The 13,818-nt window shown below is 56.1% G+C and carries 19 protein-coding genes; 11 read left to right on the top strand and 8 right to left on the bottom strand.

The window, feature by feature from the left end:
* Positions 1 to 119: 119 nt before the first annotated feature.
* Genes ABLN87_RS12025 through ABLN87_RS12010 form a run of 4 tightly spaced genes read left to right on the top strand, consistent with a single transcriptional unit; the run spans position 120 to position 4,694 of the window.
* Positions 120 to 779 carry an ABC transporter ATP-binding protein gene (locus ABLN87_RS12025; protein WP_353010523.1) on the top strand — a complete coding sequence of 220 codons (660 nt, stop codon included), beginning with the start codon at positions 120 to 122 and terminating at the stop codon, positions 777 to 779.
* Positions 757 to 2,343, top strand: a complete 1,587-nt coding sequence (locus tag ABLN87_RS12020; RefSeq protein ID WP_353010521.1) for a capsule biosynthesis protein — start codon at positions 757 to 759, stop codon at positions 2,341 to 2,343. Before ABLN87_RS12025 ends, ABLN87_RS12020 begins: the two co-directional genes overlap by 23 nt.
* A 5-nt stretch (positions 2,344 to 2,348) precedes the next feature.
* Positions 2,349 to 3,182, top strand: coding sequence for a 3-deoxy-8-phosphooctulonate synthase (gene kdsA / locus ABLN87_RS12015; protein ID WP_353010519.1), 834 nt, complete (start codon positions 2,349 to 2,351; stop codon positions 3,180 to 3,182).
* Between the two features lie 15 nt (positions 3,183 to 3,197).
* A complete protein-coding gene (locus ABLN87_RS12010; RefSeq protein WP_353010517.1) occupies positions 3,198 to 4,694 on the top strand; it encodes a phosphomannomutase/phosphoglucomutase in 1,497 nt (498 codons plus the stop codon).
* A 34-nt stretch (positions 4,695 to 4,728) separates the two neighbouring features.
* On the opposite strand, the gene ABLN87_RS12005 is transcribed toward ABLN87_RS12010, so the two are convergent.
* Positions 4,729 to 6,681, bottom strand: coding sequence for an AsmA family protein (locus ABLN87_RS12005; RefSeq protein ID WP_353010515.1), 1,953 nt, complete (start codon positions 6,679 to 6,681; stop codon positions 4,729 to 4,731).
* A gap of 94 nt (positions 6,682 to 6,775) precedes the next feature.
* Between ABLN87_RS12005 and rimO the strand changes: the two genes are divergently transcribed.
* The 3 genes from rimO to ABLN87_RS11990 are packed head-to-tail and all read left to right on the top strand — an operon-like array spanning position 6,776 to position 8,901.
* Positions 6,776 to 8,170 (top strand): 30S ribosomal protein S12 methylthiotransferase RimO, encoded by a 1,395-nt coding sequence (gene rimO, locus ABLN87_RS12000; RefSeq protein WP_353010513.1) that lies wholly within the window; start codon positions 6,776 to 6,778, stop codon positions 8,168 to 8,170.
* Between the two features lie 48 nt (positions 8,171 to 8,218).
* Entirely contained in the window at positions 8,219 to 8,626 is a 408-nt protein-coding gene (locus ABLN87_RS11995) for a hypothetical protein (RefSeq protein WP_353010511.1), read from the top strand.
* The gene (locus ABLN87_RS11990) at positions 8,623 to 8,901 is read left to right on the top strand and encodes a hypothetical protein (protein WP_353010509.1); all 279 of its coding nucleotides are present in this window, start codon (positions 8,623 to 8,625) and stop codon (positions 8,899 to 8,901) included. Before ABLN87_RS11995 ends, ABLN87_RS11990 begins: the two co-directional genes overlap by 4 nt.
* A gap of 191 nt (positions 8,902 to 9,092) precedes the next feature.
* On the opposite strand, the gene ABLN87_RS11985 is transcribed toward ABLN87_RS11990, so the two are convergent.
* A complete protein-coding gene (locus ABLN87_RS11985; RefSeq protein ID WP_170536329.1) occupies positions 9,093 to 9,281 on the bottom strand; it encodes a hypothetical protein in 189 nt (62 codons plus the stop codon).
* Between the two features lie 227 nt (positions 9,282 to 9,508).
* Here ABLN87_RS11985 and ABLN87_RS11980 point away from each other — a divergent pair, with 227 nt between their 5' ends.
* The gene (locus ABLN87_RS11980) at positions 9,509 to 9,751 is read left to right on the top strand and encodes a CDGSH iron-sulfur domain-containing protein (RefSeq protein WP_353010507.1); all 243 of its coding nucleotides are present in this window, start codon (positions 9,509 to 9,511) and stop codon (positions 9,749 to 9,751) included.
* Here the strand turns inward: ABLN87_RS11980 and ABLN87_RS11975 are convergent.
* From ABLN87_RS11975 to ABLN87_RS11955, 5 genes are all read right to left on the bottom strand, one after another.
* A complete protein-coding gene (locus ABLN87_RS11975) occupies positions 9,734 to 10,012 on the bottom strand; it encodes a DUF6455 family protein (protein WP_353010506.1) in 279 nt (92 codons plus the stop codon). The genes ABLN87_RS11980 and ABLN87_RS11975 overlap by 18 nt on opposite strands.
* The gene (locus ABLN87_RS11970; protein ID WP_353010505.1) at positions 10,012 to 10,260 is read right to left on the bottom strand and encodes a DUF6455 family protein; all 249 of its coding nucleotides are present in this window, start codon (positions 10,258 to 10,260) and stop codon (positions 10,012 to 10,014) included. The genes ABLN87_RS11975 and ABLN87_RS11970 overlap by 1 nt, the downstream gene beginning before the upstream one ends.
* 34 nt (positions 10,261 to 10,294) lie before the next feature.
* A complete protein-coding gene (locus ABLN87_RS11965) occupies positions 10,295 to 10,546 on the bottom strand; it encodes a DUF6455 family protein (RefSeq protein ID WP_353010503.1) in 252 nt (83 codons plus the stop codon).
* Positions 10,547 to 10,615: 69 nt separating this feature from the next.
* Complete coding sequence (locus ABLN87_RS11960) at positions 10,616 to 10,984, bottom strand: YigZ family protein (protein WP_353010501.1); 369 nt, start codon at positions 10,982 to 10,984, stop codon at positions 10,616 to 10,618.
* Positions 10,981 to 11,688 (bottom strand): M48 family metallopeptidase, encoded by a 708-nt coding sequence (locus tag ABLN87_RS11955; RefSeq protein WP_353010499.1) that lies wholly within the window; start codon positions 11,686 to 11,688, stop codon positions 10,981 to 10,983. Before ABLN87_RS11955 ends, ABLN87_RS11960 begins: the two co-directional genes overlap by 4 nt.
* A 121-nt stretch (positions 11,689 to 11,809) precedes the next feature.
* Between ABLN87_RS11955 and ABLN87_RS11950 the strand changes: the two genes are divergently transcribed.
* The 3 genes from ABLN87_RS11950 (at position 11,810) to ABLN87_RS11940 (ending at position 13,523) form a co-directional block, all read left to right on the top strand.
* Positions 11,810 to 12,058 (top strand): hypothetical protein, encoded by a 249-nt coding sequence (locus ABLN87_RS11950; RefSeq protein WP_353010497.1) that lies wholly within the window; start codon positions 11,810 to 11,812, stop codon positions 12,056 to 12,058.
* 191 nt (positions 12,059 to 12,249) lie between these two features.
* On the top strand, positions 12,250 to 12,828 hold the full coding sequence (locus ABLN87_RS11945) for a nitroreductase family protein (RefSeq protein WP_353010495.1): 579 nt from the start codon (positions 12,250 to 12,252) through the stop codon (positions 12,826 to 12,828).
* The gene (locus ABLN87_RS11940) at positions 12,825 to 13,523 is read left to right on the top strand and encodes an EI24 domain-containing protein (protein WP_353010493.1); all 699 of its coding nucleotides are present in this window, start codon (positions 12,825 to 12,827) and stop codon (positions 13,521 to 13,523) included. Before ABLN87_RS11945 ends, ABLN87_RS11940 begins: the two co-directional genes overlap by 4 nt.
* 6 nt (positions 13,524 to 13,529) lie before the next feature.
* On the opposite strand, the gene ABLN87_RS11935 is transcribed toward ABLN87_RS11940, so the two are convergent.
* Positions 13,530 to 13,802 carry a DUF1467 family protein gene (locus ABLN87_RS11935; protein WP_170536310.1) on the bottom strand — a complete coding sequence of 91 codons (273 nt, stop codon included), beginning with the start codon at positions 13,800 to 13,802 and terminating at the stop codon, positions 13,530 to 13,532.
* Between the last annotated feature and the right edge of the window lie 16 nt (positions 13,803 to 13,818).

The raw sequence follows: 13,818 nt of genomic DNA, 5'->3' as shown, positions 1-13,818 counted from the left end.
GCATATTGATGATTTGTTTCATAATTCGACATAATGTAGCCAACATGGACCGATAGGAAATGCACCTCATCGCCATGTGATAAGAGCGACACAATACTGGATTGAGCAGCAGAGAGCAGATGCTTGAGTTCGAGAATGTCAGCAAATCCTTCTGGACCGGGACCAGCCGAAAGGTGATCCTGGATCAGGTCTCATTCCGGGTTGAACTGGGAAAATCTCTTGGGGTCCTCGCCCCCAATGGAACCGGAAAAACCACGCTTATCAATATGATGGCCGGATTGGAAAAGCCGGATGAAGGGGTCATTCGCCGCGATTGCAAAGTGTCCTTTCCAATGGGGTTTACCGGGGGTGTGTCCAGCAAGATGTCAGCGCTGGAAAACGCGCGCTACATCGCCAAAATCTACGGTATGGACCCCGACTATGTTGAGGCCTATTGCAGTTGGCTTTGCGGTTTGGGTGAATATTTTAACCAACCGCTTGCGACCTATTCCTCGGGGATGCGGGCGCGATTCACCTTTTCGCTGCTGCTGGCGCTGGATTTCGACATGTATCTGATTGATGAGGGGATGCCCTCCTCCACGGATGTTGAGTTCAACAAAAAGGCCGGGGACATCTTACAGGAGCGTCTGCGCACGACGACCTTGGTGATTGTGTCGCACAGCCCCGAAACGCTGGAGAAATTTGCCCAACAGGCCGCGGTTCTGTTGGACGGGCAGCTTTATATGTTTGAAACCTTGGAAGAGGCAAAACAGTTATATGACTACGAAACCCAAGGTTAGAAAATACAACTTGGGCCGCAAGCGGCAGGTCGATGCCTCGGCCGAGGCGCGCGCGGATGCTATTGCGCGCATCCGAAATGCCACGCAAGGCCCCGCCGCTGCCAATGAACCCCAGCCCGGAACAGAACTGGACGACATAAAGCGCGAAGGTTTGACCGGACGCCAATTGCGCATCGCAAGACGCCTTGCCCAAAAACACGGGCTTGCCGCGTCCTCGGACTATGACGCCGTGCGACTGCTGCGCAAAAAGGGCATTGATCCGTTCGAGCGTACAAATCTGCTCGAACTTGCCGCTGCAAAAGAGCCGGGCTCAGACGCAAATCCCGGCAAACCGAAAGACAAAGTCCGGGTTCAGCTGCCTCAAACAACGCAGGAAAAACAGTACAGTGTTCCGGGCCCTGAAATGAGCCCGGCCGAAAGGCGCAACCTGGAAATCGGGCAAATTCAGAAAGAGATCGCGCGCAGGCGACGCATCAAACTGTTCACCCTGTTCGCCCGTTTGGCCGCGTTTGTTTTGCTACCTACCTTTGTCGTGGGATTCTATTTCTACCGCATCGCGACGCCAATGTATGCCAGCAACTCCTCCTTCTCGATCCTGCAAGCGGATGCTGCGGGTGGTTCTGTAGGCGGCTTACTGTCGGGCACACAGTTTGCCACGGCTCAGGATTCGGTTTCGGTGCAGGATTTTCTGGAATCAAAAGAAGCACTGCTGCTGCTGGACCGGGACGCGGGGTTCGCTGAGGTGTTCAAGCAGGATTGGATTGATCCGGTCCAACGTTTGGCCCCAGATGCGACACTGGAAGAGGCTTACAAGCTTTATAAGCGCATCGTAACGATCGGATACGATCCTACCGACGGAATCATCCGGATGGAAATCATCGCCCCGGACCCGCAAACCTCGACCGAGTTTTCCGAGCGCCTGATTTCCTACGCAGAAAGCCGCGTGAACACGCTGTCTGGTGAAAAGCGCGATGACCAGATGCGCGATGCGCTTGAAAGTTTCGAGGCCGCGCAAGAGGCGCGCAGGCAAGCCCAGGAAGACCTGATCGAACTACAGCTTCAAGGCGCGGTTCTTGACCCCGAAAACGTTCTTGCAGGTCTGCGTGGTCGGATCAACGAGATCGAGATTTTGCTGCAGGACAAACGCCTTGAGCTGGCCGCCCTGCTGGACAATCTGCGGCCCAACCAGGCCAAGGTCGACGGAGTGAACGGCGATATCGCCCGGCTGGAAAACGTACTTGACGATCTGAATGCCGAGATGCTGGATGTCTCGGCAGGCGAAAACTCGCTAGCCCGCCTGAGCGTTCGGATTCAAATGGCACAGGCTGATTTGGTCGCACGGGATATGTTGCTGCAAACCGCGATGCAGTACATGGAAACCACACGAACTGAGGCGAACCGCCAAGTGCGGTATCTGACCGTCTCGGTCAATCCCGTGCCAAGCCAGGATCCCAGCTATCCGCGCAAGTTCGAAAATACGATTTTGGCTTTCCTGTTGTTTGCTGGTATCTACCTGATGATCTCGCTTACCGCGTCGGTCCTTCGTGAACAGGTATCCTCGTAAAACACATGAAACATGTCAAAATCTCCGACCTGACGGTCGGCAACGATCTTCCGCTGACCATCATTGCCGGTCCGTGCCAGCTTGAAACAGCCGATCATGCCCAGATGATTGCGGGCAAGATGAAAGAAGCTTGCGAGGCCGCGGGCGCGCAGTATGTGTTCAAGGCTTCGTATGACAAGGCCAACCGGACCTCGCTGTCGGGCAAACGCGGCATGGGTATTGATGCCGGGCTGAAGGTTCTGGACGGCATCCGCAAAACCATCGGTGTGCCGGTGCTGACAGACGTCCACACCGAAGCCCAATGCGCCATCGCCGCGGAGGCGGTGGATGTATTGCAGATCCCGGCCTTCCTGTGCCGCCAAACGGATATGCTGTTGGCTGCAGGAAACACGGGCGCTGTGATCAACGTTAAAAAGGGGCAGTTTCTGGCCCCTTGGGAAATGCCGAACATCATCTCGAAGATCGAAAGCACCGGCAATCAGAACATCTTGTTGACCGAGCGTGGCACATCCTTTGGCTACAATACCTTGGTGGCCGATATGCGCTCGCTTCCTCAAATGGCTCAAACCGGTTACCCCGTGGTCATGGATGCGACCCACTCGGTCCAGCAACCGGGCGGTCAGGGCGGGTCATCTGGCGGCCAGCGTGAGTTCGCGCCCGTGATGGCGCGCGCAGCCGTGGCAGTCGGCGCAGCGGCAGTTTTCATGGAAACGCACCAGGACCCGGACAATGCGCCTTGCGATGGTCCGAACATGATCTATTTGGATCAAATGCCAAAACTCATCGACACGTTGATGCGCTTCGATGCGCTGGCCAAAGCGAACCCCATCCAGATCTAACGATTGAGTGCTGTTGTGACCAAACCTATCCCCGAGGTGGCGCCAAACACCTGGAGCTTTCTGTGCGACGCAATGATCAAGCCCACAGGGTTTCGGGAATATGACGCGCGCTGGAAGTACCCCGAAGAGATCAACCTGCCTGGGATGACGGCGCTTGGCCTGGGTTTGGGCACACAAATTCAGCGGCGCGGGATCGAGCCTGTCATAGCGGTTGGAAACGACTACCGCGACTACTCCCTATCGATCAAAAACGCGCTGATCCTGGGGCTGATGCAAGCGGGCATTCAGGTCAAGGACATTGGCCCCGCGCTTAGCCCAATGGCCTATTTTGCGCAGTTCCATCTGGATGCTCCAGCCGTCGCCATGGTTACGGCTAGCCACAATCCAAACGGCTGGACCGGTGTGAAAATGGGGTTCGAGCGTCCGCTGACTCACGGCCCGGATGAGATGGCCGAACTGCGTGACATCGTTCTGAGCGGCGAAGGGCAGCCCCAATCAGGTGGATCATATGAATTCGTCGATGGCGTGAAAGACGCCTATATCGATGATCTTGTCGGTGATTTCAAAATGACCCGCCCGCTGAAAGTGGTCTGCGCCACTGGCAACGGCACAGCCTCAGCATTCGCGCCCGAAGTCCTTGAACGGATCGGGGTTGAAGTCGTGCCCAGCCACACCCGGCTGGACTACACGTTCCCCAACTACAACCCCAATCCAGAAGCCATGGAGATGCTGCACGACATGGCCGATACCGTTAAATCAAGCGGTGCCGATCTGGCGCTTGGCTTTGACGGGGACGGCGATCGCTGCGGTGTTGTCGATGATGAAGGCGAAGAGATATTCGCCGACAAGATCGGTGTCATCATGGCCCGTGATCTTGCCAAGCTGCACCCGGGGGCGACCTTTGTGGCGGATGTGAAATCCACCGGCCTGTTCGCCAGCGACCCAGAGCTACAGGCCCTGGGGGTCAAAGCCGACTATTGGAAAACCGGGCACAGCCACATGAAACGGCGCGTCAAAGAGATCGGCGCTTTGGCAGGATTCGAGAAATCCGGGCATTACTTCTTGGCCGAACCGGTGGGGCGGGGTTACGACTGCGGCATGCGCGTCGCTGTTGAGATCTGCAAGCTGATGGATCGTAATCCGGACCAAAGCATGTCGGACCTGCGCAAGGCCTTGCCCAAGACATGGTCCACACCAACCATGTCGCCCTACGCGTCGGATACCGAAAAGTACGATATTTTGCACCGGCTGGTCGACAAGCTGGTCGCCAAGGCAGAAGCGGGCGAAAGCCTTGCGGGCCGCGCGATCAAAGAGGTGGTGACCGTCAACGGCGCCCGCGTCATTCTGGACAATGGTAGCTGGGGATTGGTGCGTGCGTCTTCGAACACACCCAACTTGGTGGTTGTTTGCGAAAGCAGCGAAAGCGAGGCCGAAATGCGCGCCATCTTTTTGGATATCGATGCCGTCATCCGATCAGAGCCCGGTGTCGGCGACTACGATCAGACCATTTGAGGGTGTTGGGGGCAAAGCCCCTACCCGTTAGCTCTCAATCACTGCCGAACAACTTCAGCAGGCCTTTCTTGGCCTCTTCCTCCAGCTTGTTCTTCAGGGCGTCTTCAATCTGATCGCTATCGGTGACTGTTGTGTCCAGCTCTTGCCCAACCTTGTCAAATACCTTCTGTTTGGCGCTGTCTTCCAGTTCCTTGACCTTCCCTTCAGCCGCAGCCTCGATGACTTTCGTCAGATCGGGTTTGATCGAGGGGTTGCTCCACGGCCCCTCAATACGCACCGGCACCGAAATACCATCGCCAGAATTGGCCCGCAGCGCGGTTGGCGTGAACAGATAGTCGATGCTACGAGCACCCAGATTGACGCTGCCTTTGCCATCGGCGCGAAAATTCTTGAGCGACATCAACAGGTCATGATTGGTCAGCACACCTTTGTCGATCACATAACTGGCAGTCAGGCTGTTAAATACCGTTGTGCCGCCCGATCCCGTGCCGCGGCCCATGAGCCGATCCAGATCAAAGCCTGAGATCACACCACGCTCAACATCTACGTTGCCCTTACCACTAAGTGAGCGCATGATTTGATCTTCGGTCTGCCCCACCCCCAGAAACTCGACCGCCCCTGATGCGGTACCGGACAGGCGCTCTACCCCTGCCAGGGTCGTTAACGCCTGTTGCAGATTGAGGCCGCTGGCTTTCAGGTTGCCGCCCACGGACAAGCCGTTTCGATTGTTCGCGACCACCTGCCCGTTCAGCTGACCGGAAAACAACGTCGCGGGGTGCATTTCCAAAACCGCGCGCGCGCGATCCAGATTGAGTGTAAGGTCCGACGCGCCAAGTTCCATGCCCGGAACCGCAATAGACTTCGCGGTCAGGCGAATTTGGCCATTCGCCAGAGACAAGGCCGATGCATCAATCGGGTCTTTGGACCAGCCTTCGCTGGCCGAGGGCGCCGAGCCCCCATCCGATCCCTCCACCGCGCCAGTTGCTTTGGTAAGGTCCAGCGCCCCCGCATCCAACCGCGCGACGATGTTCGGGGTCGTGGCAATCGTGATATCGGCTTCGCCCGCAAAACGGTTGTTATCAAGCTGGGCCACCATATCGCGCAACGACACCTTGCCGTCTTTTGTGTAGGTCATCTCGGTCGAGATATCCGCCGTCTGACCCAGCCCATAGGGAACGCCGACACCACCCTGCCCAAAAGCAGCTAACATCTTTTCGGTATTTTGGGTGGTGATTTGCGTTTTTCCGTCCATCTCTCCGGACAGGTTGACCCGACCATCGAACCCTATCTTGCCACCAGGCGCTTTCAATGACAGTTCTAGGGGCGTCACCTCACCAGCGGAAAACGCAGGTAGATCGGGGATCTTCAGGTCCACCTGCACCGCGCCGCCCGGCACACCCATGTTAGCCTGCATGACCATGGGGGCAGACACATCAGGCCAGCTGGCCGAAAGCGTCACACCCGAGAAATCCATCTGGGTTTCGCCGTTTTCAATATAGATGAGGCGCGCATCCGTAAGCTCTAACCGTTCCAGCGTCACCGCTGCACTCGATTCGGTTGGTGCTGTGCCAGAGGTGCTGCCACCTCCGGACGATGCAGAAGAAGGCGCGCCCAACACCCAGTTTCCCCGCCCCTCTGACAGTTCGAGGCGCAGAACGGGATTGTCTGCAAAGACACGTTTGATCTTCAAATCACCTGCCAGCAGAGCGGCGGCATCAACACCCACGGCAAGGCTTTGCGCGCTTAGCATCGGTTCGGGACCGGCCCAGTGGGCGTTGCCGAATGTCACAGGACCGGTTTCCATACCCAGAACCGGCCAGAACGACAGGTTTACGTCACCTGTCAGCGTCAGATCACGGCCGGTTTGGGCCTTCACCTGTTCGGACAGGATTGCCGCAAGCTTGTCGCCAGGCATCAGCAGTAAGGCACTAATGACCAGCCCAACAACAGCGACAAGAATGAACAAGATGCGTATTAGCCATTTCATGTGTCTGCTCTCCACCTGCTGGCCTGTTTGATTTCATCATCCAAATGCATCGCGACATTTGCAAGGGGAAGCTTTCCCCACTATATGCCGCGCCATGACCACGAACCCGCCAAATCTGCGCCCCGACCTGGCGCCCACCGCCCGGATGCCCGAGACCTCCCGTTCAAACCAGCCAACCATTGGCATGGTGTCGTTGGGATGCCCCAAAGCCTTGGTCGACAGCGAGCGTATCCTGACCCGTCTAAGGGCCGAAGGGTACGGCATCTCACCCGACTATTCAGGGGCCGATGCCGTGATCGTGAACACCTGCGGGTTTCTGGACAGTGCGAAAGCCGAGTCGCTGGATGCGATTGGCGAAGCACTGGTTGAAAACGGCAAAGTGATCGTCACCGGCTGCCTTGGGGCGGAACCGGATTATATCCGCGAACATCACCCGCGCATTATGGCAGTCACCGGACCCCATCAATACGAACAGGTTCTGGATGCGGTACATTCGGCGGTTCCGCCGGACCCGGACCCGTTCGTCGACCTGCTACCTGCCAGCAGCGTGCAACTAACCCCGCGCCACTACAGCTATTTGAAAATTTCGGAAGGCTGTAACCACAAATGCAAGTTCTGCATCATCCCCGACATGCGTGGGAAGCTGGCCAGCCGTCCGGCCCATGCGGTGCTGCGCGAGGCAGAAAAACTAGTCGCTAACGGTGTGCGCGAGTTGCTGGTGATCTCGCAGGATACCTCGGCCTATGGGTTGGATCGAAAATACGATGTGAACCCGTGGAAAGACCGCGAGGTGCGCAGCCACATCACCGATCTGGCGCGTGAGCTGGGGCAGTTGGAGGCCTGGGTGCGCCTGCACTATGTCTACCCCTATCCGCATGTACGCGAGTTGATCCCGTTGATGGCGGATGCCGGGTGCAACGTGCTGCCTTACCTGGATATCCCGTTCCAACACGCGCACCCGGATGTTCTGAAACGCATGGCGCGCCCTGCGGCAGCCGCAAAAACCCTGGATGAGATCCGGGCGTGGCGCGCCATGTGCCCTGACATTACCCTGCGTTCGACCTTTATCGTTGGCTACCCGGGCGAGTCAGAGGCCGAGTTTCAAACGTTGCTGGACTGGATGGATGAGGCGCAGCTAGATCGCGTTGGCTGTTTTCAATACGAAAACGTCGCTGGCGCGCGCTCGAACGACCTGCCGGATCATGTTCCCGACGAAGTCAAACAAAACCGGTGGGAGCGCTTTATGGAGAAAGCACAGGCGATTTCCGAGGCGAAGCTACAGGCCAAGGTCGGGCAAACGATTGACGTCATTGTTGACGAGGTTGACGATGAGGCCGCCACCTGCCGCACCAAAGCGGACGCGCCCGAAATCGACGGAAACCTGTTCATTGATGAAGGGTTTGAAGGGCTAAGACCCGGCGACATTGTAAAAGTTGATGTCGATGAAGCCAGCGAGTATGATATTTGGGGGTCAATTGTTTCAAATTAATTTAGGGGTTCCCTTTGACGTTTACCTTCGAAGGATACTGAGTAAAATATGATTGGAATTCTCGACAACAAAATTGCTGCTGCATTGCTCCCTTTGTTGCCTGTTATGCTAGCTGCAGTGTTTAAATTTTCGGTTATTGATGACGTAAATGGGGATCCGTACTTGCACATATTCAGCAACTACGTTGTCGGCGCATGGATTGACGTACTTTCGATATCTTTGATCGGCGCGATAGCTTGGGCGTACGCGAGTGCTGGTCACGAGAGGTTCATTGCCAAAGAGCTCGCAATAATCGTGGCGGCTCCCATGTTGACATTGGTAGTATGCGTCTTTTTCAGGTTGGGGGCGCCAAAAATGAACTGGAATGGCGATTTGTACGTGGTTTACATACCATTATGCCTCAGCCTGTTTTCTCTTGCATTTAGCTCTGTAATGATTCGGGAGTTGTCAAAATGAACGATCAGAACGAAAAACAAATTGCTCTTGAGGCTGTTCTTAATGACATTCTACCTAAGCATCGCATTTCTGGAAGCGAACTTGCGGAGACCATTCACGAAGTGTCTAAGGCAGCAGATCGCGCGCACATTACTGATGAATACAAAACAAATGATTTTCTAGAAAAACCACGGAGGAAGAAGCTGAATACTGTACTGGAAGCCGCCGGTTCCTCCGCTCTTGCGACTGCTGGCGTTTTGGCCGCCGTTTGGGCAATACTACACGCACTAATTTAGCGAAGTTTGAATCGATCGACCTGGATCGAAAAGTGTGTCCATGACGCAATCGAGATCAGGCCAGTTTTCTCAGAGCGTTTGACAGGTCAAAACCGGGAAACTGAACTGCAGAACTCGGTATTGAAGTGCCCTTTGTGCCGGAAATACCCATAGAGCGGCAGGCGGCCCAGACTGGACCGCCTGCAGAAAGCTTATTGTGTAACCGGGTTACAGACGGTCTCACCTGCTTCGGTCGTCGCCAGGTCATACCCGCCCGGGCAGCTTGGTGTGCCAGCCTTGTCATAGCTTGGCTGTACGTAGACAGGCGTAGGTTCTTCCTGCTGCGCGCAGGCAGTCAGGATCAGTGCGAAGGCGCCAACAGCAGCGAGTTTCAGTTTCATGTCCGTCTTTCCTCTATTACTTTTCTGATATTGCCCAGTTTTTCGGGGCCATTTTCAGGATAAAGTCAGAAAAACACTCTGGCAACAGAATCGATCACGAACCGGTGATCGGCAGCGAACCTATGCCTGTGTAACCGTCTATCTGAACACGATTTGTATTTGCCCTACCCTTTCCAGGGCATTGCCTTACTCTTCTAGGTGACATCAGCCAAGATCGGAGGAGCCACATGTCAGACGCACCAATCATTGCCAAAAAGGAACCCGTTCCAATCGATGTTGTTGAGGGCAAGACCTATTTCTGGTGCGCATGCGGCCGATCAGCGAAGCAGCCATTTTGCGATGGATCGCACAAGGATACGGACTTTGAACCCCTGAAATACACGGCTGAATCCAACAAAAAGGTGTTCTTCTGCTGCTGCAAGCACAGCCAGAAAGCCCCTTTGTGCGATGGATCACATTCGAAGATTTGACCGTTGGCGCAAGGCAGCAAGCTGATCGGCATTTGCACAGAACTCGGGCGCCGAAGTTGCGATGCCTCGGTTTTTAGCCAACCAGATCGCGCATTCCTTGCTGCAACCCGCTGCCCTGCAACGCGTCACCAATGCCGCATATCCTTCGGCGGAAAGTCGCCCTTCGGCCATCACTTCGGTGAAAGAAATACCCATTGAACGCGCTACAGAACGTGTCAACCAGAAGTGCTTTTCAATCTGGCCCAGCATTTGACGGGGCATCAGGCGTCTTCCATCTGCGCGCGTTTCAGCGCCGCAAACCGTGCTCGATTTGGACATCTGTTGGGGGCGGCTGCAGCGACTTCGCGCTCGTTCAGCCATTCAGGGCATTGCTTTGCCCACATACAACCACGGCAACACCGGATCATCTCGGCCCAGTCTTCCTGACTGAGATGACCTGTGCGATGCGCGGTAACGAGATCGGTGCCGGTCGCCTGCCCCATCCGCAGGACCAGACGGAGGTGGGTCATGATATCTCCGAGCAGTGGCATCAGATCACCGTTGTTAGCGTCTTAGCTTGTGCAGCAAATCTTGGTTGCGGCAATATTCCGGCGCACGATCCAGCGCATCGGCATTCTGCAACAGGTGTTGGCAGTGTTTCGGGTTCGGGCAATCGGCACACCGAACAACAGCATCCGAAATCTGATCAATCGATATCCTGCCTTCGATCGCTGTTTCCTGCAGGTCAATATCCAGCATCCGCGCCATGTCGTCGACCAATCCGGCGTGCAATCGCAAAGTCTCTCGGCTGGGCATGTCCTGTCCTTTCTCGGTCGCGCCATGAGGGAAAGGTATCTGCTGGCCAAAGTAAAACCTTGATTCAGGTCAAGCAGAGGCCGCGATATGGTTCAAATAGGCGCGCGTTGCGTCTTGAACACGCCGAAAACGATCACCGCCCAGCTTTTTCCCGCCGTACCAACGAGTGACGATGATCACGTGATTCTGCAGTTCCTCGCGCTCCATCATCCGTAGGATGACCATGCCCGCGCCGCTTTCCCCGTCATCGGCCTTGAGTGACCCCGCCGGTAGGGTCGCGGCCCAGGTATTGTGAGTGGCTTTGGCGTAGGACTTATCACGTTTCAACGCAGTCAGTACTGCATCGACCTGCGCACGTGACGACACCGCCGCACCAGAGGCCGCGTATTTTGATCCGCGATCCGTCAGGATCACACCCAGTCGCACCAGTTCTGTCACGGCGACAGGCCCAGTTTGCGAGAGGTTTCCAGAACGATCTGAACCCGCTCGGCATTCGGCGGGTGGGTTCCCAGAAAGCTGTCTCCGGGATCCGGGATGCGATCAAAGTACTTTGCGCCAACCAACGGGTTGTAACCAGCGTTGAAGGTTATGATCGTTCCCAGTTGGTCTGCTTCAAGCTCAAAGTCCTGCACATAGGCCTGCACCCCAACCTTCGCGCCCAGCTTCTGCGCCCGCTCCACAGCAGCGTCCCCCTTACCCCGTATACGTTCCGCCTCACCAAATTTCGCAGCGCCTATGCTGGCGTTCTTACTTTGTCGGGCAATGTGGTTCAGCACGTGATGCGCCGCTTCATGGCCCATGACAAAGGCCAGTTCATCTGTGTTCCGGGTCGATTCGATCATCGACCGGGTAAAGATGATGGCCGGGCGTTTTTGGTCGTCTAAAGTCTGGAAGGCATTTGCTGGCGCAGCAGGATCCAAGTCGACAAATATGCCGAAATCACAACTCTCCGTTCTGTCAGACCGTTTACATTGTGCGCGGGCCTCTTGCCCGATTTTTCGGCTAACCTCGCGAAAAGATGCGGCACTAGCAGCCTCGTCGGGCTTCAGCCCGCGCCAATCCTCAGCAGGAACCAAACGCAACTCACCTGTTGAGCACGCCGCAAGAAACACGGCCGACATAAGCAGAGCAAAGCGATGCATGGATTGTTCCTTTTGCCAATCAGGCTTTCAGCCCAACATAGTCATACCTGGCGGTCAGTACCACTGCGGTTTCGATCAGTTGCGGGTTGCATTGAGAGGCTCTGGACTGCACTCTGACATCATGTTTTCGATTGAGCATGAATTCGACTCGACCGTCATTACTCTGGTGGATGAAGGCCCCAAGCCTTTGCACGAGGATGTGGTCATCAACAGTTTCGCCGAATGTGTGACTCTGGAACAACTGGACCCCCGGACCGAGCAAATTCAGAAGATTACCCTGTCGCCCGAACAGGTGCGTGATCTGGCGGCGGCCCTGGATTTGCCCGAAGGTGTTTATCAGATCCGAGAAACACTGGATCAGCGTGAATAAACCCTCGAACCAATCTGCCCAGCCCTAAAAACCCGCGCCGCGTTCAGGCGGCGCAGCCGGTTTTTTGTGCGCTATTCCACTTGCACAGCACAGGTTGAGGTGAAATTGATCCGCCAAATACATAAGCACGCCCTTGAAACGCCAGCTACACCGCCCAAGATAGGCAGAGCTGATGTAAAGGAAGTTAACATATGTCCCTGAAAAACCCTGCTGCTTTGGAGTTTTTGTTGTCGCGCCGGTCTCGGCCTGCAAAGACGCTGGTCGCTCCGGCCCCGACGCGGGATCAGCTAGTGCCTTTGCTGACCGCCGCTGCGCGCAGCCCGGATCATGGTAAGCTGGAGCCCTGGCGCTTTATCGTGATCGAAAATGGCGCGATGGCTCGTCTGGCGGAGTTGACCGAGACATGTGGCCAGTCGCTTGGGAAAACCCCGGAAGACATTGCCAAGGCCCGCAGTCAGTTTGACCTTGGACATCTGGCCGTCGCTGTTGTCGAGGTTCAAAAACCTTCGGAAAAAATCCCGGCGATTGAACAGACCTATTCTGCCGGGGCTGTTTGCCTTGCCTTGCTGAACGCCGCATTGGCCGCGGGCTGGGGTGCGAACTGGTTGTCTGGCTGGCAATCTCATGACCCCGCATTCTGTAAAGCAGCGTTCGGGTTGGCCGGTAACGAACGTCTGGCCGGGCTGATCCATATCGCCACCGAAGGGGCCATCCCGCCTGAACGCCCTCGCCCTGACATTGATGCACTGACCGACTGGGTTTCTGAATGATCATCCTCAACGCGTTTTTTGCAGCGCTCGGTCAGATTGGCGACCCCAAGTTCCGGTCGGTTTTGCTGCGTGGGATCGGCCTGACGATCCTTTTGCTCTTTCTTGCCTGTGCGGGCGCGATCTGGTTCATCAATTCCTTATCCGGCAGTGAAATCTCGCTGCCTTTTGTCGGCGAGGTGTCCTGGCTGAACGATGTGCTCAACTACTCGGGCATCTTTTTAGTGATGATATTGCCCGTATTCCTGATGGTGCCCGTGGCCTCGGCCATCACCTCGATCTTTCTGGAGGAGGTGGCGCAAGCGGTTGAAGACAAGCACTATACCCACCTGCCGCCCGTCCCTCGCATCCCGTTCAGCGAAGCGGTGATGGACGGTCTCAGCTTTATGGGTGTGTTGATTCTGGCAAACCTTCTGGCGCTGATCCTCTATGCCATGTTCCCCCCATTCGCGCCTTTCATCTTCTGGGCAATGAACGGCTTCCTGCTAGGGCGCGAGTACTTTACCTTGGCAGCCATGCGCCGGTTGGGGCGCGACGGGGCGCGTCAGTTGCGTGCGAAGCATGCCTCCACGATCTGGCTTGCAGGTACACTCATGGCTATCCCGCTCTCGGTCCCGCTGGTGAATTTGGTGATCCCAATTATCGGGGCCGCGACGTTCACCCACATCTATCACGCTGTGTCGGCCCGCACAGCCTAACGCCGATCAGCGGGGTTCCAGCTGGTTCAGCCAGTCGAAATCCCGCACCGAAATCCATCCGGACAGGATGATCCCTGCGATGATCGCCCACAGAACGAACGTGATACCGGTCGTGATCCACATCTTTTTTTTCATATAGTGCACTTCCGGCGCGCCCGCATGGGTACCCGGTACGATATCGCCCAGATCGCCCTGCGTTTTTATGCGAATGGGAAGCACAACAAGCAGCGTCAAAAACCAGATGACTGCAAACAGCACCAGCGCAGCGGTGATGGTCATTTCGGGCCCTCCGGGC

Origin of the sequence: Ruegeria sp. SCP10, from assembly GCF_040329495.1 — a bacterium.
Classification (GTDB): Bacteria; Pseudomonadota; Alphaproteobacteria; order Rhodobacterales; family Rhodobacteraceae; genus Ruegeria.
Note: the sequence above shows the minus strand (reverse complement) of the source record. Positions and strands in the feature narration are given on the sequence as shown.